At 70.8% G+C, this 25104-nt stretch carries 25 protein-coding genes and 1 pseudogene; 24 read left to right on the forward strand and 2 right to left on the reverse strand.

Annotation, left to right across the window (positions count from 1 at the left end):
* A pseudogene (locus FL583_RS40925) lies at positions 1-272 on the reverse strand (hypothetical protein); the annotation flags it as partial.
* A 227-nt stretch (positions 273-499) separates the two neighbouring features.
* On the opposite strand from FL583_RS40925, the gene argS reads away from it, so the two are divergent.
* From argS to FL583_RS14430, 23 genes are all read left to right on the forward strand, one after another.
* Positions 500-2155 (forward strand): arginine--tRNA ligase, encoded by a 1656-nt coding sequence (argS, locus tag FL583_RS14320; protein ID WP_142705127.1) that lies wholly within the window; start codon positions 500-502, stop codon positions 2153-2155.
* 52 nt (positions 2156-2207) lie between these two features.
* On the forward strand, positions 2208-3596 hold the full coding sequence (lysA, locus tag FL583_RS14325; protein ID WP_142705128.1) for a diaminopimelate decarboxylase: 1389 nt from the start codon (positions 2208-2210) through the stop codon (positions 3594-3596).
* Positions 3593-4906: a homoserine dehydrogenase gene (locus FL583_RS14330; protein WP_142705129.1), complete on the forward strand. Its 1314-nt coding sequence runs from the start codon at positions 3593-3595 to the stop codon at positions 4904-4906. Before lysA ends, FL583_RS14330 begins: the two co-directional genes overlap by 4 nt.
* Entirely contained in the window at positions 4906-5991 is a 1086-nt protein-coding gene (gene thrC, locus FL583_RS14335) for a threonine synthase (RefSeq protein WP_142705356.1), read from the forward strand. Before FL583_RS14330 ends, thrC begins: the two co-directional genes overlap by 1 nt.
* Positions 5988-6902 carry a homoserine kinase gene (gene thrB / locus FL583_RS14340; RefSeq protein WP_205752136.1) on the forward strand — a complete coding sequence of 305 codons (915 nt, stop codon included), beginning with the start codon at positions 5988-5990 and terminating at the stop codon, positions 6900-6902. The genes thrC and thrB overlap by 4 nt, the downstream gene beginning before the upstream one ends.
* A 501-nt stretch (positions 6903-7403) precedes the next feature.
* Entirely contained in the window at positions 7404-9557 is a 2154-nt protein-coding gene (gene rho, locus FL583_RS14345; protein ID WP_240746687.1) for a transcription termination factor Rho, read from the forward strand.
* 174 nt (positions 9558-9731) lie between these two features.
* The gene (gene rpmE / locus FL583_RS14350) at positions 9732-9962 is read left to right on the forward strand and encodes a 50S ribosomal protein L31 (protein WP_142705131.1); all 231 of its coding nucleotides are present in this window, start codon (positions 9732-9734) and stop codon (positions 9960-9962) included.
* 84 nt (positions 9963-10046) lie between these two features.
* Positions 10047-11123 (forward strand): peptide chain release factor 1, encoded by a 1077-nt coding sequence (gene prfA, locus FL583_RS14355; protein WP_142705132.1) that lies wholly within the window; start codon positions 10047-10049, stop codon positions 11121-11123.
* Between the two features lie 75 nt (positions 11124-11198).
* The gene (gene mptB / locus FL583_RS14360) at positions 11199-12608 is read left to right on the forward strand and encodes a polyprenol phosphomannose-dependent alpha 1,6 mannosyltransferase MptB (protein WP_142705133.1); all 1410 of its coding nucleotides are present in this window, start codon (positions 11199-11201) and stop codon (positions 12606-12608) included.
* Between the two features lie 9 nt (positions 12609-12617).
* Positions 12618-13493: a peptide chain release factor N(5)-glutamine methyltransferase gene (prmC, locus tag FL583_RS14365; protein ID WP_240746688.1), complete on the forward strand. Its 876-nt coding sequence runs from the start codon at positions 12618-12620 to the stop codon at positions 13491-13493.
* Entirely contained in the window at positions 13490-14152 is a 663-nt protein-coding gene (locus tag FL583_RS14370; protein WP_142705134.1) for an L-threonylcarbamoyladenylate synthase, read from the forward strand. Before prmC ends, FL583_RS14370 begins: the two co-directional genes overlap by 4 nt.
* Positions 14149-14727: an arsenate reductase/protein-tyrosine-phosphatase family protein gene (locus FL583_RS14375; RefSeq protein ID WP_142705135.1), complete on the forward strand. Its 579-nt coding sequence runs from the start codon at positions 14149-14151 to the stop codon at positions 14725-14727. The genes FL583_RS14370 and FL583_RS14375 overlap by 4 nt, the downstream gene beginning before the upstream one ends.
* A gap of 296 nt (positions 14728-15023) precedes the next feature.
* Positions 15024-15413, forward strand: coding sequence for a hypothetical protein (locus FL583_RS14380; protein ID WP_142705136.1), 390 nt, complete (start codon positions 15024-15026; stop codon positions 15411-15413).
* On the forward strand, positions 15410-15823 hold the full coding sequence (locus tag FL583_RS14385) for a hypothetical protein (protein WP_142705137.1): 414 nt from the start codon (positions 15410-15412) through the stop codon (positions 15821-15823). The genes FL583_RS14380 and FL583_RS14385 overlap by 4 nt, the downstream gene beginning before the upstream one ends.
* Entirely contained in the window at positions 15820-16608 is a 789-nt protein-coding gene (atpB, locus tag FL583_RS14390; RefSeq protein ID WP_205752137.1) for a F0F1 ATP synthase subunit A, read from the forward strand. Before FL583_RS14385 ends, atpB begins: the two co-directional genes overlap by 4 nt.
* Positions 16609-16677: 69 nt before the next feature.
* Entirely contained in the window at positions 16678-16881 is a 204-nt protein-coding gene (gene atpE / locus FL583_RS14395) for an ATP synthase F0 subunit C (protein ID WP_142705138.1), read from the forward strand.
* Between the two features lie 5 nt (positions 16882-16886).
* Positions 16887-17456 carry a F0F1 ATP synthase subunit B gene (locus tag FL583_RS14400; protein WP_142705139.1) on the forward strand — a complete coding sequence of 190 codons (570 nt, stop codon included), beginning with the start codon at positions 16887-16889 and terminating at the stop codon, positions 17454-17456.
* Positions 17456-18274 (forward strand): F0F1 ATP synthase subunit delta, encoded by an 819-nt coding sequence (locus FL583_RS14405; protein ID WP_142705140.1) that lies wholly within the window; start codon positions 17456-17458, stop codon positions 18272-18274. Before FL583_RS14400 ends, FL583_RS14405 begins: the two co-directional genes overlap by 1 nt.
* Positions 18275-18338: 64 nt before the next feature.
* The gene (atpA, locus tag FL583_RS14410; RefSeq protein WP_142705141.1) at positions 18339-19961 is read left to right on the forward strand and encodes a F0F1 ATP synthase subunit alpha; all 1623 of its coding nucleotides are present in this window, start codon (positions 18339-18341) and stop codon (positions 19959-19961) included.
* A gap of 2 nt (positions 19962-19963) precedes the next feature.
* On the forward strand, positions 19964-20896 hold the full coding sequence (locus FL583_RS14415) for a F0F1 ATP synthase subunit gamma (protein ID WP_142705142.1): 933 nt from the start codon (positions 19964-19966) through the stop codon (positions 20894-20896).
* Entirely contained in the window at positions 20896-22353 is a 1458-nt protein-coding gene (gene atpD, locus FL583_RS14420) for a F0F1 ATP synthase subunit beta (protein ID WP_142705143.1), read from the forward strand. The genes FL583_RS14415 and atpD overlap by 1 nt, the downstream gene beginning before the upstream one ends.
* 59 nt (positions 22354-22412) lie before the next feature.
* The gene (locus FL583_RS14425) at positions 22413-22700 is read left to right on the forward strand and encodes a F0F1 ATP synthase subunit epsilon (protein WP_170323644.1); all 288 of its coding nucleotides are present in this window, start codon (positions 22413-22415) and stop codon (positions 22698-22700) included.
* Positions 22701-22728: 28 nt separating this feature from the next.
* Positions 22729-23157, forward strand: coding sequence for a DUF2550 domain-containing protein (locus tag FL583_RS14430; RefSeq protein ID WP_142705145.1), 429 nt, complete (start codon positions 22729-22731; stop codon positions 23155-23157).
* Here FL583_RS14430 and FL583_RS14435 read toward each other — a convergent pair.
* Positions 23147-23719: a cob(I)yrinic acid a,c-diamide adenosyltransferase gene (locus tag FL583_RS14435; RefSeq protein WP_142705146.1), complete on the reverse strand. Its 573-nt coding sequence runs from the start codon at positions 23717-23719 to the stop codon at positions 23147-23149. The genes FL583_RS14430 and FL583_RS14435 overlap by 11 nt on opposite strands.
* 91 nt (positions 23720-23810) lie before the next feature.
* Here FL583_RS14435 and murA point away from each other — a divergent pair, with 91 nt between their 5' ends.
* Entirely contained in the window at positions 23811-25103 is a 1293-nt protein-coding gene (murA, locus tag FL583_RS14440) for a UDP-N-acetylglucosamine 1-carboxyvinyltransferase (RefSeq protein WP_142705147.1), read from the forward strand.
* Position 25104: the final 1 nt, after the last annotated feature.

Raw genomic sequence — 25104 nt, forward strand, 5'->3', positions numbered from 1 at the left:
TCCGCCGGCACTGCGTCCGCCGGCACTGCGTCCGCCGGCACTGCGTCCGCCGGCTCCGCGGCCGCGGCCGCGTGTCCGTCCGCGTCGGCCCCCGTGGGAGCGGAGGCGTCGGACGTCTCCGGAGCCTCCGGAAGCGTCTGATCGGTCTCCGTTGCCCCGGCGGATTCCTCGGCCGCGGTGCTGTCGACGTTCTCGGAGGAGGCCGACGTGCCGGCGGTGTTGCGCTCGGGCCGCTTACCGGAACCGGACCTGCGCTGGGTGCTGTTGGGCATGGGACCTTTCATGACTTCCGTGCGCGAGCTCGCCGGAAAGGCGAAAACTCCGAGGCGGGTGCAGACCGTTCGGGAGCAGACCGTGCGTGCGGAGCCACACTCGCGAGCGAAGCCCGACCGCATAACGATCCATGATCGGGCCTCGTTCCGCGCGCGACACCCGCGGGGCACGCTCGCCCCCACGGTAGCGGGCGGGGCACCACCGCGACGCTCGATAGCATGACGTAGTGACTCCCGATGCCCTCTCGGCCGCGATCCTCACCGCGGCGCGTGCCGTCTTCACCGAGCGCGGACTCGACTCCGCGATGCTGCCCGACACGGTGGCGGTGGAGCGACCCCGCAACCCGGAGCACGGCGACTACGCCACGAACATCGCGCTCCAGGTAGCGAAGCGAGCCGGAGTCAAACCCCGCGACCTCGCCGGCTGGCTCGCCGAGGCGCTGACCCAGGAACAAGGCATACAGAACGCCGCCGTCGCCGGCCCTGGCTTCCTCAACATCACGCTCGACGCCGCTGCGCAGGGCGAGCTGGCCCGCACGATCGTGCACAGCGGCGACGCCTACGGCCGCACCGACACCCTGCACAAAAAGCGCATCAACCTCGAATTCGTCTCCGCGAACCCCACCGGACCGGTACACATCGGCGGGGTCCGGTGGGCGGCCGTCGGTGACTCGCTGGCCCGGCTGCTCGAGGCGGTCGGCGCGGACGTGACCCGCGAGTACTACTTCAACGACCACGGCGCCCAGATCGACCGGTTCGCCCGGTCGCTCCTCGCCGCGGCCAAGGGCGAGCCCACCCCCGAGGACGGCTACGGCGGTTCCTACATCCCCGAGATCGCCGCCGAGGTCCTCCGGAAGCGCCCCGATGCGCTTCAAGCCCCGGATCCGCAGGAGGTTTTCCGGGAGACAGGCGTCGACCTCATGTTCGACGAGGTGAAGCGGAGCCTCCACGACTTCGGCGTCGATTTCGACGTCTACTTCCACGAGAACTCGCTGTTCGAGTCGGGTGAGGTCGAGCGTGCGGTCGCCACGCTGCGTGAGCATGGTCACATCTTCGAGAAGGACGGCGCGGTCTGGCTCCGCACCACCGACTACGGCGACGACAAAGACCGGCCGATCATCAAGAGCAACGGCGACGCGGCCTACATCGCCGGTGACGCCGCGTACTACCTGAACAAGCGGGCCCGCGGCTTCGAGATCTGCATCTACATGCTCGGCGCCGACCACGCCGGCTACGTCCAGCGGCTGAAGGCGCTGGCCGCCTGCGCCGGCGACGACCCGAACTACAACATCCAGGTGCTGATCGGCCAGCTGGTCAACCTGGTCAAGGACGGTCAGCCGGTCCGGATGTCCAAGCGCGCCGGCGCGGTCGTGACGCTGGAAGAACTGGTGGACGCGATCGGCGTGGACGCGTCCCGGTACGCGCTGGCCCGCTCGAGCGTCAACCAGATGATCGACCTCGACCTCGACCTCTGGGCCCGGCGCACCAACGACAACCCGGTGTTCTACGTCCAGTACGTGGCCGCGCGGACGGCCGCGGTGGTAAGGAACGCCACCGACGTCGGCATCACGCTCGACGAGACGCACTTCAAGCCCGAGCTCCTCACCCACGAGCGGGAGTCCGCGCTGCTCGGCGCGCTCGGGGAGTTCCCGCGGGTGGTCGCGGGCGCGGCCGAGCTGCGCGAGCCGCACCGGGTCGCGCACTACCTCGAGCAGCTCGCCGCCACCTATCACCGCTGGTACGACGAGTGCCGGGTGATCCCGAAGGGAGACGAGGAGATCACCGACGTCAACCGGACCCGGCTCTGGCTCAACGTGGCCACCCGCACGGTCGTCGCCAACGGGCTCGCCCTGCTCGGCGTTAGTGCGCCGGAGCGGATGTGAACCGCCTCGGAGGACGCGGCGTAAGTGCGGCTGGGGACCTGAGGGGGCGGATGTGAGGGCGCACCCGGCCGGTCCCCGGCACGCCGAGGTTCTGCCCGCTTCCCACCTGGGAAACCCGGCCAAGAACCTCAACGACCTCGACCCCACGATCTGGCCGGCCAACGCCACCCGCGAGAACGGCGTCCTGCACCTCGGCGGCGTCGACGTGCGTGACCTGGCGGCCGAGCACGGCACGCCCGCGATCGTCCTCGACGAGGGTGACTTCCGCGGGCGCGCCCGGGCCTACGCCGAGGCGTTCACCGGCGGCGACGTGTTCTACGCCGGCAAGGCGTTCCTGAGCCGGGGCGTCGCCCGCTGGGTCGACGAAGAGGGCCTCCACCTGGACGTCTGCACCGGTGGCGAGTTGAAGGTCGCCCTCAGCGCAGGGTTCCCGCCGGAGAAGATCGCGCTGCACGGCAACAACAAGTCGACCGCTGAGCTGCAAAAAGCCGTAGACCACAACGTCGGCCGCGTCGTCCTCGACTCCTACGTCGAGATCGTCCGTCTGGCGGACATCGCGCAACGCGCGGGCAAGGAAGTACAGGTCCTCGTCCGGGTGACGGTCGGCGTCGAGGCCCACACCCACGAGTACATCGCCACCGCCCACGAAGATCAGAAGTTCGGCTTCTCGCTGTCCGGCGGCGAGGCCGCCGAGGCGGTCGCGCGGGTCCTGCGCCAGCCCGGCCTGAAGCTCGTCGGCCTGCACAGCCACATCGGATCGCAGATCTTCGACACGTCCGGGTTCGAGGTCTCCGCGCACCGGCTCGTCGGCCTGCTCCGCCAGATCCGCGACGAGCACGGCCTGGAGCTGCCCGAACTCGACCTCGGCGGCGGTCTCGGCATCGCCTACGTCGAGGGCGACACCCCGCTCGACATCGGCGCGGTGGCCAAGGAGCTGCGCCGGATCGTCGAGACCGAGTGCACCAGTGCCGGCCTGCCGATCCCCCGGATCGCGGTCGAGCCCGGCCGGGCGATCGTCGGCCCGGCCGGCGTCACGGTGTACGAGGTCGGCACGGTCAAGCCGGTGGACACCGGCACCGGCACGCGCACGTACGTCAGCATCGACGGCGGCATGAGCGACAACCTGCGCACCGCGCTCTACGACGCCGAGTACACCTGTGTGCTCGCGTCCCGGGCCAGCGACGCACCACCGATGCTGGCCCGCGTCGTCGGCCGGCACTGCGAGAGCGGCGACGTCGTCGTCAAGGACGTCTGGCTGCCGTCCGACGTCGTGCCGGGCGACCTGCTCGCGGTGGCCGCCACCGGCGCCTACTGCCGGAGCATGGCCAGCAACTACAACCACACCCCGCGTCCGCCGGTGGTCGCGGTGGCCGACCGGACCACGAAGGTCCTGGTCCGGCGTGAGACGGAGGACGACCTCATGCGGCTGGACGTCGGATGACCGACCCCGAGAAAAAGACCCTCCGGGTCGCCCTGCTGGGCTGCGGCACGGTCGGCCGCGAGGTCGTCCGGCTGATCGAGTCCCAGTCGGACGATCTGACCGCGCGCGTCGGCGCCGAGCTGCAGATCGCCGGCATCGCGGTGCGCCGAGGAGGCCGCGACCGCGGGGTCGACCCGGCGCTGCTGACGACCGACGCGCACGGGCTCGCGGTGCGCGACGACATCGACCTGGTCGTCGAGGTCGTCGGCGGCATCGAGCCGGCCCGCAGCTGGCTGGTCGACGCCCTCAAGGCGGGCAAGTCCGTGGTCAGCGCCAACAAGGCGCTGCTGGCCGAAGATGGCGCCACGCTCCAGGAGGCGGCCGCGGCCGGCGGCGCCGACCTGTACTACGAGGCCGCGGTGGCCGGCGCGATCCCGATACTCCGCCCGCTGCGCGAGTCGCTGCACGGCGACCGGATCACCCGCATCACCGGCATCGTGAACGGAACCACGAACTACATCCTGTCCTCGATGGACTCCACCGGCGCCGGGTTCAACGAGGCCCTGGACGAGGCCACCGAGCTCGGCTACGCCGAGGCCGACCCGACCGCCGACGTCGAGGGCTTCGACGCCGCGGCCAAGGCCGCGATCCTCGCTTCGCTCGCGTTCCACACCCGGGTCACCGCGGCCGACGTCCACCGCGAGGGCATCACCGAGGTCACCGCGGCCGACGTGGCCAGCGCTCGGGCGATGGGCTGCACGGTGAAGCTGCTCTGCATCGCCGAGCGGCACACCGACGCCGACGGTGGCGAGTCGGTCAGCGTCCGCGTGCACCCGGCGATGCTGCCGCGGACGCATCCGCTGGCGAGCGTCGGAGACGCGTTCAACGCGGTCTTCGTCGAGGCGGACGCGGCCGGTCAGCTGATGTTCTACGGACGCGGAGCGGGCGGCGCGCCGACCGCCAGCGCGGTGCTCGGCGACCTGGTCGCGGTGGCCCGCAACCGGCTGGCCGGCGCCCGCGCGACGCCCGAGTCGCCCTACGCCGACCTGCGGATCCGGCCGATGGCCGAGGCCCGCACGCGCTACCACATCTCGCTCGACGTCTCCGACAAGGCCGGCGTGCTGGCCGAGGTGGCCGCGGCTTTCGCCCGCCAGGACGTGAGCATCTCCACGGTCCGTCAGGAGGGGCGTGGCGACGACGCGACGCTCGTCGCCGTGACGCACACCGCCACCGACGCGGCCCTGGCGGCCACGGTCGAGGCACTGCGTGAACTACCGATCGTCCGGAACGTCGTCAGCGTCATGCGGGTCGAAGGGGGAGAGTCGAAGTGATCCCGGCCGGAACCACCAGGAGCGGGTCGAGACCGGCCTGGCGGGGCATCATCGAGGAGTACCGCGAGTTCCTGCCGGTGACTCCCGAGACCCCCGTAGTGACTCTGCGTGAGGGTGGGACGCCGCTCTTCCCGGCCCCGACGCTGTCGGACCGCACCGGGTGCGACGTCTACCTGAAGATCGAGGGCGCCAACCCGACCGGGTCCTTCAAGGACCGCGGGATGACGATGGCGATCTCGAAGGCGGTCGAGGGCGGCGCCAAGGCCGTGATCTGCGCGTCGACCGGCAACACGTCGGCGTCGGCGGCGGCCTACGCGGCCCGGGCCGGTCTGGTCTGCGCCGTGCTCGTGCCCCAGGGCAAGATCGCGCTCGGCAAGATGGCCCAGGCGCTGGTCTACGGAGCCAAGTTGCTGCAGGTCGACGGCAACTTCGACGACTGCCTGCAGCTCGCGTCGAAGCTCTCGCTGGAGTACCCGGTCAGCCTGGTCAACTCGACCAACGAGTTCCGGCTCGAGGGCCAGAAGACCGCGTCGTTCGAGATCGTCGACGCGCTCGGCGACGCGCCGGACGCGCACTTCCTGCCGGTCGGCAACGCCGGAAACATCACCGCGTACTGGCGCGGGTACGTCCAGGCGGCCGAGCACGGCTGGGCCACGAAGAAGCCGGTCATGCGCGGGTTCCAGGCCGCCGGGGCGGCGCCGCTGGTGTCCGGCCAGGTCGTGCGCGAGCCGTCGACGATCGCGACCGCGATCCGGATCGGCAACCCGGCCTCGTGGACGAAGGCCATCGCCGCCCGGGACGAGTCGGGCGGCAACATCGAGGCGGTCACCGACCGGCAGATCCTGGCCGCGTACCGGCTGCTCGCGCGGTCGGAGGCGGTCTTCGTCGAGCCGGCGTCGGCGGCCTCGGTCGCCGGCCTGCTCGCCGCGGCCGACGACGGAACCCTCGAGCGGGGTCAGCGCGTGGTCTGCACGGTGACCGGCAACGGCCTGAAGGACCCCGACTGGGCGATCTCCGGCGCCCCCGCGCCGCGCACGGTTCCGGTCGACGCGGCCGTCGCGGCGTCCGAGCTGGGCCTCGCGTGACCTTTGTGTCCTCGCCGGTGGCCGTGCGGCCACCGGCGACGACCGCGAACATCGGGCCGGGCTACGACGCGCTCGGCGCCGCGCTCACCCTGTTCGACGAGATCGAGCTGGCCGTGACCGGCGGCGGCCTCGAGGTCGAGCTGACCGGCGAGGGCGCCGACGAACTGCCCACCGACGAGCGCCACCTGCTGGTCCGGGCGGCCCGGGCGGCGTTCGACCGGCTCGGCGGCCAGCCGGCCGGCCTGCGTCTGCGTTGCCTGAACCGGATCCCGCAGGCGCGGGGGATGGGCTCGTCGTCGGCCGCGGTCGTCGGCGGCATCGTGGCGGCCCGCGGACTCGTCGACGGCGGCGCCGAGCTGATGACCGACGCCGACGCGCTCGCGCTGGCGGCCGAGATCGAGGGCCATCCCGACAACGTCGCCCCCTGTCTGCTGGGTGGTGTCACGATCGCCTGGGCCGACGACGTCACCGGCCTGGCCCGGGCGGCGCGGATGGAACCGGCGGCCGATCTGCGCCCGGTGATCTGCGTCCCCAAAACACGCGGCTACACCGCGGCGAGCCGTGGCCTGCTCCCGGCCGAAGTCCCGCACGCCGAGGCCGCGGCGAACGCCGGACGGGCCGCGCTGCTGGTCCGCGCGCTGACCGCCCAGCCCGACCTGCTGCTGCCGGCCACCCGCGACTGGCTCCACCAGGACTACCGGCGGGCCTCGATGCCGCAGAGCCTCGACCTGGTCGACGCGCTCCGCGCCGACGGCGTCGCCGCGGTCGTGAGCGGCGCCGGCCCGACGGTTCTCGCGTTCGCCCCGGTCGAAAACGTGGAGGCGATTGCGACGAAGGTTGCCGGTTCGGCTACCTTCGAGATAGTCGCGGTCGACGTTTCATCGGTCGGTGCGGTGGCTATCCGGTTGTGACCAGCGGTGATGCGAGTGTGACGCAGGCCGCAATTCGTTCCCGACGTCGTCCAGGCGCCGATGAGGAACACGCCGGTGGCGGGATGTGTTGCTGCGAGTGGACCTGGGCGTCTACGCTGCTAGGCAGCACAGCCGCCCTCGGGCGCGCGATCACGCCGGGCCGAGTGTCTTCTTAACGCTCCCGCCGGCAACTCCAACCGATGCAACGGGCGCGGAACCTGACCGCAACCGGTGCTGAGGTCGAGCCAGAGAGCGCTCCACCCCGGCCCTTCTGAGGTTAGGCGGTTGTCCCCGTTCCACTCGTCTGCCGACGGGTGGTCAAGACCGGCCGAAAGGCCGTGCTCCATACCCGGCCGTACGGCTGATCCAGCCGTCGCCCGTCGCAGGGAAGGACCCCCATTGAGCGACACCACTGAAATCGCCCCCCAGTCGCAGGAAGCTCCTGCGGCGGAGGGCGCCCCGGCGGCCAAGCCTCGCCGCCGAGCCGGGGGTTTGTCCGGAATGCTCCTGCCCGAGTTGCAGAAGCTCGCCGGTGAGCTCGGCATTCCGAGCACCGGCCGGATGCGTAAGAGCGAGCTCGTAGCCGCCATTCAGGCCCGTCAGGCCGGTGGCGAGCCCGCGAAGGCGGCCGACAAGGCCGCCACCGTGCCGGCGCCGCGTTCCGCCGCCGCCCCGGCCACCGAGGCTCCCGCGGAGACCGCCCAGCAGCCGACCCTCCCGGTCGACGCCGAGCCCGCCGCCACGGCCGCCCCCCGGCGCCGCCGGGCCGCGTCCCGCGCCGCCGGTGCTCCCGCGGCCGCCGAGGCGTCCGTCGCCACCGCGGAACCGCAGGTCGCAGCCCCCGCGCAGGCGTCCGCCGCTCCCGCCGAGGCGGCTCCGGCCGAGGCCGCGCCGGCCCCCGTGACTGCTCCCCAGACGTCCACGGCTCCGACGTCCGCGACCCGGACGTCGGCGGCTCCGACGTCGGACATCTCGACGGACGCGCCCGCGAACGAGGCGCCGTCCACCGACGAGGCGCCGCAGCGTCCCCGCCGCGAACGCGGCGACCGGGGACCGCGCAGCGAGCGCGGTGACCAGGACGAGAACCAGGGCGGGGAGCGCAACCAGCGCAACCGCGACCGGCGTCCGGCCGCCGACGGCGACCGCCAGGGCGGACGCGACGACTCCGGCGAGCGCTCGCCGGGCGAGCGCGGTGACCGCAACCAGCGCAACCGCGACCGCAACAGCCAGCAGAACGACCGCGGCCAGAACGACCGCGGCCAGAGCGACCGCGACCGTAACGACCGCGACCGGAACCAGGGCGAGCGGGGCCAGAGCGACCGCAACGCCGACCGGAACGCGGACCGCAACCAGAACCGCGGCGGCAACCAGAACCAGAACCAGAACCAGAACGACCAGGACGACGACGATGACGAGGGCGGCAGCCGCCGGCGCCGCGGACGCTTCCGTGAGCGCAACCGTCGTGGCCGCGGCGACGGCCGCAACGAGCGGTTCGACGAGCAGCAGCCGCAGGTCGCCGACGACGACGTCCTGATCCCGGTCGCGGGCATCGTCGACATCCTCGACAACTACGCGTTCGTGCGCACGTCGGGGTACCTGACCGGCCCGAACGACGTGTACGTGTCGATGTCGCAGGTGCGCAAGAACGGCCTGCGCCGCGGTGACGCGGTGACCGGTGCGGTCCGCCAGCCCCGGGAGGGCGAGCGGCGCGACAAGTACAACGCGCTGGTGCGGCTCGACACCGTCAACGGGTTCCCGCCCGAGGAGGCGCGGAAGCGGCCGGAGTTCCAGAAGCTCACGCCGCTCTACCCCCAGGAGCGTCTGCGCCTGGAGACCGAGCCCAACGTCATGACCACCCGGATCATCGACCTGGTCATGCCGATCGGCAAGGGCCAGCGGGCGCTGATCGTTTCGCCGCCGAAGGCCGGCAAGACGATGGTTCTGCAGTCGATCGCCAACGCGATCGCGAAGAACAACCCCGAGTGCTACCTGATGGTCGTCCTGGTCGACGAGCGTCCGGAAGAGGTCACCGACATGCAGCGGTCGGTGAAGGGCGAGGTCATCGCCTCGACGTTCGACCGCCCGCCGTCCGACCACACGACGGTCGCCGAGCTGTCGATCGAGCGGGCCAAGCGCCTGGTCGAGCTGGGTCACGACGTCGTCGTGCTGCTCGACTCGATCACCCGCCTGGGCCGGGCCTACAACCTGGCCGCGCCGGCGTCCGGCCGGATCCTGTCCGGTGGTGTCGACTCGACCGCGCTCTACCCGCCGAAGCGGTTCCTCGGCGCGGCGCGCAACATCGAGAACGGCGGCTCGCTGACGATTCTCGCCACCGCGCTGGTCGAGACCGGTTCCACGATGGACACGGTCATCTTCGAGGAGTTCAAGGGCACGGGTAACGCCGAGCTCAAGCTCGACCGCAAGATCGCCGACAAGCGGGTCTTCCCCGCGGTCGACGTCGACGCGTCCGGCACCCGCAAGGAAGAGATCCTGCTGGCGCCGGAGGAGATGGTCATCGTGCACAAGCTGCGCCGGGTGCTGCACGCGCTCGAGCCGCAGCAGGCGATCGAGATGCTGCTGGACCGGCTGCGCAAGAGCTCGACGAACATCGAGTTCCTGATGCAGGTCCAGAAGACCACGGTCTCGAACGACTGACGCTCGTCCGCACCGAAGGCCGGCCCCTCGCGGAGCCGGCCTTCGGCCACGCGAGGAATAGCTGGATTGGGCGTTTCGTTAGCCCGTCTGACACACTGGCCCTCATCGGTTCCGGTTCACGCTGCGCTCCTCCGGGCGCCCGGCGACCCGGCGACCACTTCGAGAAGAGGAACCATGAAGCCCGACATCCACCCGCAGTACGTCGAGACGCAGGTCGTCTGCTCGTGCGGGAGCACGTTCACCACGCGCAGCACCGCGACCGGTGGCACGATCACGGCCGACGTCTGCTCGCAGTGCCACCCGTTCTACACGGGCAAGCAGAAGATCCTCGACACCGGTGGCCGCGTGGCTCGGTTCGAGCGTCGCTTCGGCAAGCGTCAGGCCGCCGGCTCGGCCGACAAGTAGCGTCCCGACGGCGCCCGTCCGCCCCCTCCGGGGGGTGGGCGGGCGCCGTTCGTTTGTGCCAGCCCATTCGACCGGAGCCCAGACATGACCGACACCCGCACCGACCGGTTGACCGCGCTGCTCGACGAGTACGCCTCGCTGGAGCAGCAGCTGGCCGACCCGGCGATCCACGCCGACCAGGGCAAGGCCCGTGAGCTGGGCCGACGCTATGCCGAGCTCGGTCCGGTCGTGGCCACCGTCCGGGAGATCGACTCGGTCCAGGACGACCTCGGCACCGCCCGCGAGCTCGCGGCCGACGACCCGGCGTTCGCCGAGGAGGCCGAGGAGCTGGCCGCCCGGATCCCGGCGCTGGAGGCCCGGCTCCGCGAGCAGCTGCTCCCGCGCGACCCGGACGACAGCAAGGACGTCATCCTCGAGATCAAGGCCGGTGAGGGCGGCGAGGAGTCCGCGCTGTTCGCCGGCGACCTGCTCCGGATGTACCTGCGCTACGCCGAGCGCGAGGGCTGGAAGACCGAGGTCATCGACTCCACCGGCTCCGACCTGGGCGGCTACAAGGACGTCTCGGTCGCGGTGAAGAGCCGGGCCAGTGCCGAGGGCGGCGTCTGGGAGCGGCTCAAGTACGAGGGCGGCGTCCACCGCGTCCAGCGCGTCCCGGTGACCGAGTCGGCCGGCCGTATCCACACGTCCGCGGCCGGCGTACTCGTCATGCCGGAAGCGGAGGAGGTCGACGTGACCGTCGACCCCAACGACCTGCGGATCGACGTCTACCGGTCCTCCGGGCCGGGAGGGCAGAGCGTCAACACGACCGACTCCGCGGTCCGGATCACCCACCTGCCGACCGGGATCGTCGTCTCCTGCCAGAACGAGAAGTCCCAGCTCCAGAACAAGGAATCCGCGCTGCGGATCCTGCGCGCCCGGCTGCTGGCTCAGGCCCGGGCCGACGCGGACGCGGCGGCGTCGGACGCCCGGCGCTCCCAGGTGCGCACGGTCGACCGCTCCGAGCGGGTCCGGACGTACAACTTCCCCGAGAACCGGATCTCCGACCACCGGGTGAACTACAAGGCCTACAACCTCGACCAGGTGCTCGACGGGGACCTCGACGGGGTGCTCGACGCGCTGACGACGGCCGACAACGAGGCCCGGCTAGCGGCCGCGGAGTAAGGACTTCAACTCGGCGTAACCGCACGGCCACCCGGGCGCCGTCCAGGTCGGCGGGAAGTCTGGCTGGGTGTTCCCGTGCCTGGCTTATCGGTCGTGAAGTGGGTCGGTACCGCGGCGTCGGCGGCGCTCGCACTCGGCGTCACCCGGGCGGGGACCGCGGGTGGCGCGATGCCGCCGGACGGCCCGCTGGGGCTCTGGCGGCCCGACCCCGACCACCCGGTCGGGTGGGCCGTCCTGGCGCTCCTCGGGCTGACCGCGCTGGTGCTGGCGTTCCTGCAGCTGTACCGGCAGGCGAGCACGCTGAGCGTGCGTGACGTCGCGGTCGTCGCCGTGTGCTGGGCCGCGCCGATGCTGCTGGCGCCGCCGATCCTCAGCCTCGACGTCTGGTCGTACCTGGCCCAGGGCACGATGGTGCACACCGGTGTGAACCCGTACGTCTACGGGCCCTCGTTGCTCGGCCCGGGCTCGATCCTCGACTCGGTGTCCCCGGTCTGGCGGGACACCCCGGCGCCCTACGGCCCGCTGATGCTGGGGATGCTCGAGGTCGTCGCGCACTTCTCGGCCGCCCACCTGTCGGTCGCCGCGCTGCTGCTCCGGGCCGTCGTCGTGGTGGCGGTCGTGGCGATGGCGGTGCTCGTCGTCCGGATGTCGCCGGTCGACGAACGGCCGGTGGCCCTCGCCCTGGTGGCGGCGAACCCGCTGGTGGTGATCCACCTGATCGGGGGAGCGCACCTGGACGCGCTGCTCGCGGTGCTGGCCGCGGTGACGATCTCGTGCGTGCGCAGGCGCTGGTACGCGGCGGCCGCGCTGGCCGCCGCGATCGCGTTCTCGATCAAGCTGCCGGGGATCCTGCTGGTCGGGTACCTGCTCGCGCACCTGGTCCGGCAGCGGGTGCCGGTGCCCCGGATCGTCGGGGCGGCGGCCACGCTCGGAGCGGTGGCGCTCGGGTGTGCGCTGCTCGTCCCGGACGGCTTCGGGTGGATCGGCGCGATGGACGTCCCCGGCATGGTGCGGATCTACTGGGCGCCCGCGTCGATCGTCGGCGGGTTCATCTACCTGGTCACCGGGGCCTCGCTGCCGTTCACCGACGCGCTGGCGCTGGCCCGGTCGGTGGTCAGCGCGGTCGGGGCGATCGCGATCGCGGCCCTGCTCTGGCGGGCCGGGGCCGAGCCGAGCTGGCGCCGGGCCGGCGCGCTGGTGGGTGCGGCGCTGCTGACGCTGGCGGTGTCCGGGCCGGTGATGCACGCCTGGTACGCGGTCTGGGGCGGCGTCCTGCTGGCCGCGCTGGGCGGTGCGACGTTCCGCAAGTGGGCGCTCGTGCTCGGCGCCGCGCTCTGCTTCAGCGCGGTGCCCGACCACCTCGGCGGCACGGTGTGGAGCGTCCTGGCCGTGCCGCTGTGCCTGACGATCGTCGTGGGCGACGCGGTGCGGACGGTCGTCCCGCCGCGGGTGACGCGGTGGGTGCTGGATTCCACCGCCGCGTAGGGTTTTCGGGTGCAGACCGTACCGCTGGGGCCCGTGATCGCCGGAGCGGTACGCCGCCTCACCGAAGCCGGGGTCGCGTCCCCGCGGTTCGACGCCGAGGAGCTCGCCGCGTTCGTGCTGGGCGTCCCGCGCAGCCGGCTGCTGCTGGCCGACGGGTTCGACGACGACCACGAGGCCCGGTTCGACGAGCTGGTCGGCGAACGGGCCCGCCGGGTGCCGTTGCAGCACCTCACCGGCGTCGCCGGGTTCCGGCACCTGGAGCTGGCGGTCGGGCCGGGCGTGTTCGTGCCCCGGCCGGAGACCGAGCTGCTGGCCGGCTGGGCCATTTCCGCCGCCGCCGGGCTGGCCGCGCCGATCGTCGTCGACCTCTGCTCCGGCTCCGGCGCGATCGCGCTGGCCATCGCCAACGAGTGCCCGTCGGCGACGGTCTACGGCGTCGAGCGGGAGCCGCTGGCCCTGGCCTGGGCGCAGCGCAACGCCGCCGCCAGGGCCGCCGCCGGCGACCGCCCGGTGACGCTGGTCCAGGGCGACGCCACCGCCCCGGACGTCCTGGCCGCGCTGAACGGCACCGTGGACGTCGTGGTGACGAACCCGCCGTACGTGCCCGACGGCTCGACGGTCAGCCCCGAGGTCGCCGACCACGACCCGGCCGCCGCGCTCTGGGGCGGCCCGGACGGCCTGGACGTCGTCCGGCGGCTGCTCGACCGGACGTCGGCGCTGCTGCGTCCGGGCGGGGTACTGGGCATCGAGCACGCCGACGTGCAGGGCGGGACGCTCCCGGCGCTGGTGAGACGGCACGCGGACTTCGACGACGTGGCCGATCACCGGGACCTCGCCGGACGGCCCCGGTACACGACCGCGCGCCGCCGTAAGCTGGCCGGGTGACCAGGACCTTCCAGTGCTCCGACCCCGAGGAGCGGACGACCGGCGTCGCGGCCGCGGTCGACGCGGTGCGCCGTGGCGATCTGATCGTGATGCCCACCGACACCGTCTACGGCATCGGCGCCGACGCGTTCACGCCGGCCGCGGTCGACTCGTTGCTGACCGCCAAACAGCGCGGCCGGGACATGCCGGTCCCGGTGCTGGTCGGCAACCGGCGGACGCTCGACGGGCTGGTGATGGCCGTACCGCCGGCCGTGCACGACCTCGTCGACGCGTTCTGGCCCGGCCCGCTGACGATCGTCGTCGAGCAGGCGCCGTCGCTGGCCTGGGACCTCGGCGACGCGGACGGCACGGTCGCGGTCCGGATGCCGCTGCACCCGGTCGCGCTCGAGGTGCTGGAGGCCACCGGCCCGATGGCGGTGTCGAGCGCGAACGTGTCCGGCCAGCCGCCGGCCGCGACGGCCAAGGAGGCCCGCGACCAGCTGGGCTGGCTCGTCGAGGTGTACCTGGAGGCCGGGTCGTCCGGTGACCCGGTGGCGTCCACGATCGTCGACGTGACCGGCGAGGTGCCGCGGGTGCTGCGTCAGGGGGCTCTCGACCTGGCGATGCTGCGAAAGGTCGTCCCGGACGCGCTCGACAAAGACGGCAACGGTCCCGAATGACCGAGCGTTTCACGGTGCTGATGGTGTGCATGGGCAACATCTGCCGGTCGCCGATGGCCGAGCGCCTGCTGCGCCTGCGGCTGGACGAGCGGCTCGCCGACGGTGACCTGGTCGAGGTGCACGGCGCCGGCACCGGGGCCTGGCACGAGGGCGAGCCGATGCATCGGCAGGCGGCCGAGGAGGTGCTGGCCCGCGGCGGCGACCCGTCGGCGTTCGCGGCCCGGGCGCTCACCGAGGAGATGCTCGAGTCCGATCTGGTGCTCACCGCGACGATCGAGCAGGTCGGGTTCGTGGCCGAATTGGTTCCCTCAGCGGCGTCCAAGACGTTCGTGCTGGGGGAGTTCGCCCGGCTGGCCGCGGAGGTCCCCGATGACCTTCCGGGCAGTGACCTGGCCGCGCGCGGGCGCGCGCTGGTCGCGGAGGCCGACCAGCTGCGGGACGGAGCCCGGTACTCCGACGAAGTGCCTGATCCCTGGGGACGCGCGCCCGAGTACTTCACCGCGGTGGCCGACCAGATCGACGACGCGGTGACCGTGCTGGCCGACCGCCTCACCACGAAGGTGGCGCGGGCCTAGTACGGTGGCGCGAGCCACTCGCGAGGGTGGTCCTCCGGTGTGCCCGGGGACCCCGCGAAAACACGGTACGAGCGTTCGTGATACGTTTCACGAGCTAGTCAGATACGCGATTTGGCCCGCTGAACGCCGCCCTGACGACCCCGACCGACGAACTCGGCGCACCGAAGCGCCGCGCCGACCGGAGCCGCCTTATGCCCCGCACCGATTCGCCCCACCCAGGCCGACCGAGCGCTGCTCGTCGGACGGGTTTCTGGGGCCTCAGTCCGCTGCTCGTCGGAGCAGTTGCTGCCGTTTTCGTGCTGGCACTGGCGTTTCTTCTCGGTGGCCTCGAATCGTTGGCCGGTGCATCCGTCGGGCTCGGACTCGTCGTTCTGTTCCTGCTCTCCGGTCGCCTGCCGTTTCTCGTCGACGCGCAACTGGCGCCCGGGGTCGCGTATCTCGTACTCGGCATCAACTACTTGTTCCGGGTCGTGCTCCTACTGGTCGCGCTGGTGGCGCTCAAAGACCAGTCGTGGTTGGACGCCCGGGCACTCGGACTCGTCGTGATCGGGGGTGCGCTCGTATGGAATGCGATAGCGCTCCGCAAGCATCTCGACGGGCTCGGAAAAGTGAACTCCAGCGAAACGGAAACGGGCTCGAACGAGAGCATTCCGTCGGGAACTCAGGCCGGAGGGAGTAGCCGATGATGGCCTCCGCCGATCACGAAGAAACGTCACCCAAGGTCGCGGCCGCGTCGGCGCACAGTGATGAGCGTAATGCCTGGTCAGACCCGGCCGACGTGCCCATGGTCGACCCCTGGCACGTCATCAGCTATCTGATTTCCGGCGTCACGATTTGGGGCGCCGTCGGATGGGTGGCGGCGCGTTGGCTGGACATTCCTGCACTCATCGGAGTCGGATTCGTCATCGGGGGGGTGCTCGGAATCTGGCTGACTTACATCCGGTACGGTAGGCCGCAATCCGGGTCGTCATCTTCGATGACACCTGCCCAGCCTGATCTGCCACGCGCCTCGGCTCCCGCCCGCAACAAGAGCGCTCAGCGACCGTCAGGGCCGCCGTCGTCGTCAGACACCACCGCCGAGGAGGAGAAGCCGTGAGCACCCAGCTCCTTGCCGCCGGCCCCGGATTCGAAGCGCCGGGCCCCGGCGACTTCGAGTTCCCGCCGCTTTTCGGCGAGGGCACGTTCTTCACGAAGCCGATGCTGATCGTCGTGATCGGCACGATCGTGATCGCGGCGTTCTTCTACGCCGCCGCCCGTAACCCCCGGTTGGTACCGGGCAAGCTCCAGTTCGCCGGGGAGTCGGCCTACGGGCTGGTCCGGAACAGCATCGTGATCGACTCGATCGGCACCAAGTACGGCAAGAAGTTCGTGCCTTACATCGTCACGCTGTTCTTCTTCATCCTGGCGCTGAACATCTCCGGCATCATTCCGGTGCTGCAGTTCCCGGCCTCGTCGAAGATCGCTATTCCGGCGTTCCTCGCGATCATCAGCTGGATCATCTACAACTGGGTCGGCATCAGCCGGCAGGGCTTCGTCGGTTATTTCAAGGCGATGATGTTCCCGCCCGGCGTCCCGTGGCCGATCTACTTCCTGCTGGCCCCGCTGGAGCTGTTCTCCACGTTCATCATCCGGCCGTTCACGCTGGCTCTCCGTCTTGCGATGAACATGTTCGCCGGCCACCTGGTGCTGCTGCTCTGCATCCTCGGTGGCGAGTACATGCTCACCGAGGGCACCGGCGCGCTGCCGTTCCTGAGCCCGATCGGGTTCCTCGGCGGGATCATCCTGACCTTCTTCGAAGGCTTCATCCAGATCCTGCAGGCTTACGTGTTCGCGCTCCTCTCCGCGCTGTACATCGCCGGCGCGATGGAAGCCGAGCACTGATCTGACCTCCCCGCCGCCGCGCCCCACCTGATGCGGCGGCCTATTACCCATCGAGAAGGGAACGCAGTTATGGACGGCAGTCTGAACATGGTCGGCTACGGTCTGGCCGCCATCGGCCCCGGCGTCGGTATCGGCCTGATCTTCGCCGCCTACATCTCCGGTGTGGCGCGCCAGCCCGAGGCCCGGGGCACGCTCCAGGGCATCGCGATCCTGGGCTTCGCCCTGGCTGAGGCGCTCGCCATCATCGGTATCGGTCTCGCGTTCGCGCTCTGACGACCATGTCTGCGACGACGGAGATCGTGACGACCTTCCTCGCGTCCGAGGACGGCGAGGTCAATCCGCTCCTCCCGCACACGTCCGAGCTCATCGTCGGACTCGTCGCATTCGCACTGCTCTTCTGGTTCCTCGCGAAGTTCGTTTACCCGCGCTTCGAGGCGACCTTCACCGAGCGGTCGGAAGCGATCGAAGGCGGGATCAAGCGGGCCGAAGAGGCCCAGGCCGAGGCCAAGGCGACGCTCGAGCAGTACCGGGCGCAGCTGGCCGACGCACGGGCCGAAGCGGGCCGGATCCGCGAGGAGGCACGCGCCGAGGGCGCGCGCATCGTCGAGGAGATGCGGGCCGAGGCCCAGGAGCAGGCCGCTCGCATCGTCGAGCGGGGCGAAGAGCAGCTGGCCGCCGAGCGGCAGCGCCTGGTGACCGAGATCCGGGCCGACATCGGCCGGATCGCGGTGGACCTGGCCGGTCGCATCGTCGGTGAGTCGCTGGAGAACGAGGCTCGGCAGAACGGCACGGTCGAGCGGTTCCTCAACGACCTCGACTCGACCACCACCAGCGGAGGGCGGAGCTGATGCACGGCGCTAGCCGGGAGTCCCTGGCCGGCGTCCGCGCGCAGTTCGGCGAGACGGTCGGTGCCGCAGGCACCGACCGTGCGGCCCTGGCCGCCGACCTGCGTGCGGTCGCCGACCTGCTCGGGCGCGAGCCCGGGCTGCGTCGCGCGCTCGCCGACTCCAGCAAGCCGACGGAGAACCGCACCGGTCTCCTCGAGGCGCTGGTCGGCTCGCGGATCGGCGCCGGTGCTCTGGACGTGCTGAAGACCGCGGTCTCGGCGCGCTGGAACAGCGCGCACGACCTGGTCGACGCCGTCGAGCTGCTGTCCGTGGACGCCGAACTGGCCGACGCGGCCGAGCGCGACACGCTGGCCGAGGTCGAAGACCAGCTGTTCCGGTTCGGACGGATCGTCGAGGGCACTCCGCGGCTCTCGCGGTTGCTCACCGACCCGACGGCGTCGGTCGCCCAGCGCACCGAGCTGGCGACCGGGCTGCTCGAGGGGCACTCGGCCGACCCGGTGACCGTGCGCCTGGTGGGCTTCGCGGTCCAGGGGCTGGGCGGCCGGGCGTTCGACGGCTCGCTGCAGCGGCTGGTCGAGCTGACCGCCGCTCGCCGTGACCGCGAGATAGCGTATGTGACAGCGGCCTCACCTCTGACTCCTGAGCAGGAGGAGCGGCTGGCCGCGCGTCTCGCCGCCATCTACGGGCGAACGGTCTCCTTGAAGGTCGAGGTGGACCCGTCGCTACTCGGTGGGGTGACGGTGCGGGTCGGAGACGACCTGTACGACGGGAGCGTTGCCCGCCGGCTCGAACAAGCGCGCGGCGCACTCACCAACTGATCCCACTAGACGTGCTGGCTCGGTCAGCCCCGCTGACCACAAGACGAGATCGAGGAACTATCAGATGGCCGAGCTGACCATCTCCTCCGAGGAGATCCGCGGCGCGATCGAGCGTTACGTCTCTTCCTATTCACCCGAGGTCTCCCGCGAGGAGGTCGGTGTGGTCGCCGATACCGGCGACGGCATCGCCCACGTCGAGGGCCTTCCCTCGACGCTGACCAACGAGCTGCTGCAGTTCGAGGACGGCACTCTCGGCATCGCGCTCAACCTCGAGCCGCGTGAGATCGGTGTCATCATCCTCGGCGAGTTCGGGGGCATCGAGGAGGGCCAGACGGTCCGGCGTACCGGGCAGATCCTGTCCGCCCCGGTCGGCGACGGCTTCCTCGGCCGGGTCGTGGACCCGCTGGGCAACCCGATCGACGGCAAGGGCGAGATCCAGGCCGAGTCCCGCCGCATCCTGGAGCTGCAGGCCCCCACGGTGGTCCAGCGCCAGCCGGTGAAGGAGCCGCTGCAGACCGGCATCAAGGCCATCGACGCGATGACCGCGATCGGCCGGGGCCAGCGGCAGCTGATCATCGGTGACCGCCAGACCGGCAAGACCGCGGTGGCGATCGACACGATCATCAACCAGCGGGCGAACTGGGAGAGCGGCGACCCGAAGAAGCAGGTCAAGTGCATCTACGTCGCGATCGGCCAGAAGGGTTCGACGATCGCCTCGGTGCGCGGTGCCCTCGAAGAGGCCGGCGCGATGGAGTACACGACGATCGTCGCAGCTCCGGCGTCCGACCCGGCGGGCTTCAAGTACATCGCGCCCTACACCGGCTCGGCCATCGGCCAGCACTGGATGTACCAGGGCCAGCACGTCCTGATCATCTTCGACGACCTCACCAAGCAGGCCGAGGCCTACCGCGCGGTGTCGCTGCTGCTGCGTCGCCCGCCGGGCCGCGAGGCCTACCCGGGTGACGTCTTCTACCTGCACTCGCGGCTGCTCGAGCGCTGCGCGAAGCTGTCGGACGAGCTGGGCGGCGGCTCGATGACCGGTCTGCCGATCATCGAGACCAAGGCCAACGACATCTCGGCCTACATCCCGACCAACGTCATCTCGATCACCGACGGCCAGGTCTTCCTCGAGACCGACCTGTTCAACTCGGGTGTCCGCCCGGCGATCAACGTCGGTACCTCGGTCTCCCGGGTCGGTGGTTCGGCGCAGGTCAAGGCGATGCGGTCGGTCGCCGGTCGGCTGCGTCTCGACCTGGCCCAGTACCGCGAGCTCGAGGCGTTCTCGGCGTTCGGCTCGGACCTCGACCGCGCGTCGCGCAACCAGCTCGAGCGCGGGGCCCGGCTGGTCGAGCTGCTCAAGCAGCCGCAGTACACCCCCTTCCCGGTGAACGAGCAGGTCGTCTCGGTCTGGTCCGGCACCACCGGCCAGCTCGACGAGATCCCGGTCGCCGACATCAGCCGCTTCGAGTCGGAGTTCCTCGACTTCATGCGGCGGAACAAGGCCGACATCCTCAGCACGATCGCGGAGACCGGCCAGCTGAGCGACGACACCGTGTCTGCCCTCACCGACGCGATCGGCGAGTTCAAGCAGCAGTTCGAGGTCGGCGCGAGCAGCGACCAGGTCATCGAGGCCAAGGACGAGGACTCGTCCGAGACCGTCACCCGGCACACCGACTCGGAGGGCTGATCGTGGCCGCCTCGCTTCGGGTGCTGCGCCGCCGGATCAAGTCGGTCCGGCAGACCCAGAAGATCACCAAGGCGCAGGAGCTCATCGCCACCTCGCGGATCGCGAAGGCGCGCGCCCGGGTCGAGGCGTCCCGTCCGTACACGGACGAGATCACCCGGGTGCTCACCGCCCTGGCGACGAACTCCTCGGCGCTGGACCACCCGCTGCTCAACGCCCGCGAGCACGTCAAGCGGGTCGGGATCCTGCTGATCACGAGCGACCGCGGCCTGGCCGGCGGATACAACGCGAACGTGATCCGCCGGGCCGAGCAGCTCGTGGCCCAGGTCGAGTCCGAGGGCGCGGAGCCCGTGCTGTACGTGATCGGCCGCAAGGGCGCCGCGTACTACCGGTTCCGCAACCGGCCGATCGAGCGGTCGTGGACGGGCTTCTCCGAGTCGCCGGACTTCGACGACGCCAAGGAGGTCGGCGAGGTTCTCGTCCAGACGTTCCTGGCCGGCGCCGACGACACGGTGGACGGTCCGGGCCTCGACGGCATCCGGGGCGTCGACGAGCTGCACCTGGTCTCGACCGACCTCGTGTCGATGATCACCCAGCGTCCGGTCGCCCATCGGTTCGCGCCGATGGACGTCTCGGAGGAAGACCACCCCGAGGGGCCCCGGCCGATCTACGAGTTCGAGCCGGAGCCCGAGCAGCTGCTGTCCGCGCTGCTCCCGAAGTACCTGAACACCCGCATCTACGCGGCTCTGCTGGAGTCCGCGGCCTCGGAGTCGGCGTCGCGCCGGCAGGCGATGAAGTCGGCCAGCGACAACGCCGACGACCTCGTCAAGAGCCTCAGCCGTGAGGCGAACGCGGCACGCCAGGCCCAGATCACCCAGGAGATCAGCGAGATCGTTGGTGGCTCCAACGCCCTCGCCGCTGCAGGAAGTGACGACTGATGACTGCCACCACTGTTGAGAACACGGCCGGGACGCAGTCCGAGGCCGCCGCCGGCCGCGTCGTATCCGTTCGCGGCCCCGTCGTCGACGTCGAGTTCGGCAAGAACACGATTCCCGACCTGTTCAACGCGCTCCACGTGAAGGTCGACGTGGAGAGCATCGCGAAGACGCTGACCCTCGAGGTCGCCCAGCACCTGGGCGACAACGTGGTCCGCACGATCTCGATGCAGCCCACCGACGGCCTGGTCCGCGGGGCCGAGGTGATCGACACCGGTTCCGCGATCACGGTCCCGGTCGGCGACATCACCAAGGGCCGGGTGTTCAACGCGCTCGGCGAGTGCCTCAACCTCGAAGAGGGCGAGACGCTCGAGGTCACCGACCGGTGGGAGATCCACCGTGACCCGCCGCCGTTCGACCAGCTCGAGAGCAAGACCGAGGTCTTCGAGACCGGTCTGAAGGCGATCGACCTGCTCACCCCGTACGTCCGAGGCGGAAAGATCGGCCTCTTCGGCGGCGCCGGCGTGGGCAAGACGGTGCTCATCCAGGAGATGATCATCCGCGTCGCCAACAACTTCGGCGGTGTGTCGGTGTTCGCCGGCGTGGGTGAGCGCACCCGCGAGGGCAACGACCTCATCCTGGAGATGGACGAGAGCGGCGTGCTCGAGAAGACCGCGCTGGTCTTCGGCCAGATGGACGAGCCGCCGGGCACGCGTCTGCGGGTCGCGCTGGCCGCGCTCACGATGGCGGAGTACTTCCGCGACGTCCAGAACCAGGACGTGCTGCTGTTCGTCGACAACATCTTCCGGTTCACCCAGGCCGGCTCGGAGGTCTCGACCCTCCTCGGCCGCATGCCGTCCGCGGTGGGTTACCAGCCCACGCTGGCCGACGAGATGGGCGAGCTGCAGGAGCGCATCACGTCGACCCGGGGCCGGTCGATCACCTCGATGCAGGCGATCTACGTCCCCGCCGACGACATCACCGACCCGGCGCCGCACACGGTGTTCGCGCACCTCGACGCCACCACCACGCTGTCTCGGGCGATCTCCGACAAGGGCATCTACCCGGCGATCGACCCGCTGGACTCGACGTCCCGGATCCTCGACGCGCGGTACATCGGTGAGGAGCACTACCGGGTCGCGACCCGCACCAAGGAGATCCTCCAGCGGTACAAGGAGCTCCAGGACATCATCGCGATCCTCGGTATCGACGAGCTCTCCGAGGAAGACAAGCTCCTCGTCGGCCGGGCCCGTCGGATCGAGCGGTTCCTGTCGCAGAACACCTACGCGGCCGAGCAGTTCACCGGTATCCCCGGTTCGACCGTGCCGGTCAAGGACACGATCGAGGCGTTCAAGGCCATCGCGGCCGGCGAGCTCGACAAGTTCCCCGAGCAGGCGTTCTTCATGTGCGGCGGGATCGAAGACGTGGAGAAGAAGGCGGCCGAGCTCGCCAAGGAGTGATTCTTGGGTCCCGGGCCACAGGCCCGGGACCCACACCCCCCACAAAACGTTAAGGAGCAGTGGTGGCCGAGCTTCACGTCGAGGTCGTGTCGGTCGAGGAGAAGATCTGGTCCGGCGAGGCGACGATCCTGATCGCCCGGACGGTCGAGGGCGAGCTGGCCATCATGCCGGGGCACACGCCGCTGCTCGGTGAGCTGGTGGACCCGGGCGAGGTCCTGGTGCGCAGCGCCGACGGCGAGCACCGCTGGACCGTCCACGGAGGGTTCCTCTCGGTCTCCGACACGGGTGTCTCGGTACTGGCGGAGAACGTGAGTACCCCCGAGGGTTCTCGCGCCGGGCAGTACTGAGGCCGGAGCAGGCACGGGGGCGCGCGGGATGACCACCGTGCTCGAGGCGGTAGCCCTGCTGCTTGCGTTCATCTTTCTGCTGCTGGCGGTGTTGTTCGTCCGTCGGCTGTTGATCGCCCGGAGCGGCGCGGTCGAGTTGTCGGTCCGGCTGTACCGGGCCCGCCTCGGCCGCGGCTGGGCGCTCGGGCTCGCCCGCTTCGCCGGTGACCAGCTGCGCTGGTACCGGCTCTTCAGTTTCAGCCCGTGGCCGCGCCGGGTGCTCACCCGTCGGGATCTGGTCGTGGTGGGGCGTCGCGACCCCAGCGAGCAGGAGACGCTCGCGCTGCTGACCGGCTCGGTCGTGCTGGAGTGCACCGACCGGAGCGGCCCGGTCGAACTCGCGATGAGCGGGTCGGCGCTGACCGGCTTCCTCTCCTGGCTGGAGTCGGCCGCGCCGGGCTCGTTCCCTACGCGCTAGCTCCGGGCTTCCACAGGACGTCGCCGTCCGGGTTGGCGATCCGGGACAGGATGAACAGCAGGTCCGAGAGCCGGTTGAGGTACTTGGCCGGGATCTCGTGGGTGATCTCGGGCTCGGCTTCGAGCAGCGTCCAGGTGGAGCGCTCGGCCCGCCGGACGACGGTCGTGGCCTGGTGCAGCAGGGCGGCGCCGGGCGTCCCGCCCGGCAGGATGAAGCTGTCGAGTTTGGGCAGCCGGCCGTTGAACTCGTCGCACCAGCCTTCGAGCCGCTCGACCTGCGTCTCGGTGACCCGCAGCGGCGGGTACTTCGGGTCTTCCGCGACGGGCGTCGCCAGGTCGGCTCCGACGTCGAACAGGTCGTTCTGTACTGCTTTCAGGACGTCCGCCACCTCCGGCGCGAGCTGCCCCAGGGCCAGCGCGACGCCGATCACCGCGTTCGATTCGTTGACGTCGGCGTAGGCCCCGATCCGGGGATGCGTCTTCGGCACCCGGCTCAGGTCGCCCAGGTTGGTCGTACCGGAATCGCCGGTCTTCGTATAGATGCGGGTCAGGTGTACGGCCATCCACCGAGCATAGGCACCGGTCATCCACCGGACGGCCGGACCGTTGTGGACATGACACGGAGCACACGCCCGAGCCCTGTACCGTGGCCGCGTGGAGCTTTTTCGAGTGACAGGTGGGACCCCACTGGTCGGTGAGGTCACAGTCAGCGGCGCCAAGAACAGCGTCCTCAAGCTGATGGCGGCGTCGCTGCTGGTCGAGGGACGGACGGTTCTCACCAACGTCCCGCGCATCCTCGACGTCACGATCATGAGCGAGGTGCTCCGGCGGCTGGGCTGCGAGGCCGCGCTCGAGGGCGACACGCTGACGATCGACGTGCCGGCGGTGCCGGGCACGGAGGCCGACTACAACCTGGTCCGCCGAATGCGGGCGTCGATCAACGTGCTGGGGCCGCTGCTGGCCCGGCGCGGCGAGGTGCGGGTGCCGCACCCGGGTGGTGACGCGATCGGGTCCCGCGGGCTCGATTACCACATCGCGGGTCTCGAGCGGATGGGCGCCGAGATCACCAGCGAGCACGGCTTCGTCGTGGCCCGGGCGTCCCGCCTGCACGGCGCGCGGATCTGGCTCGACTTCCCGAGCGTCGGCGCCACCGAGAACATCCTGATGGCCGCCGTCCTGGCCAAGGGCACGACGGTGATCGACAACGCGGCCCGCGAGCCCGACATCGTCGACATCTGCTCGATGCTCAAGGAGATGGGCGCCGAGATCTCCGGCGCCGGCACGTCGACGCTCGAGATCGAGGGCGTCGAGGAGCTCCGTCCGGTCACCCACCGCACGGTGCCCGACCGCATCGTCTCCGGCACCTGGGCGTTCGCCGCCGCGATCACCCAGGGTGACATCATCGTCCGGCGGGGCGAGCCGCGGCACCTGGAGATCGCGCTCGACAAGCTCAACCAGGCCGGCGCGCACATCGACCTGCTCGACCCGATGCAGCCCGGCGAGGGCTTCCGGGTCCGGATGGACCGGCGCCCCAAGGCCGTCGACATCGTCACGCTGCCCTACCCGGGCTTCGCCACCGACATGCTGCCGATGGCGATCACGCTGGGCGCGGTGGCCGACGGGCCGTCGATGGTCACCGAGAACGTCTTCGACGCCCGGTTCATGTTCATCAACGAGATGCTGCGCCTCGGCGCCGACGTGCGCACCGACGGGCACCACGCGGTCGTCCGCGGGAAGACCTGGCTGTCCGGCGCCCCGGTGAAGGCCACCGACATCCGGGCCGGCGTCGGCCTGGTGATCGCGGGTCTACGGGCCGACGGCGTCACCGAGGTGGCCGACGCGTTCCACATCGACCGCGGCTACCCCGACTTCCTCAGCCAGATGCGTGGGCTCGGCGCGACGATCGAGCGCATCAAGGTCGAGGACGACGAGTTCCCCGCCGTCTGAG

Origin of the sequence: Cryptosporangium phraense (genome assembly GCF_006912135.1) — a bacterium.
GTDB classification, from domain to species: domain Bacteria; phylum Actinomycetota; class Actinomycetes; order Mycobacteriales; family Cryptosporangiaceae; genus Cryptosporangium; species Cryptosporangium phraense.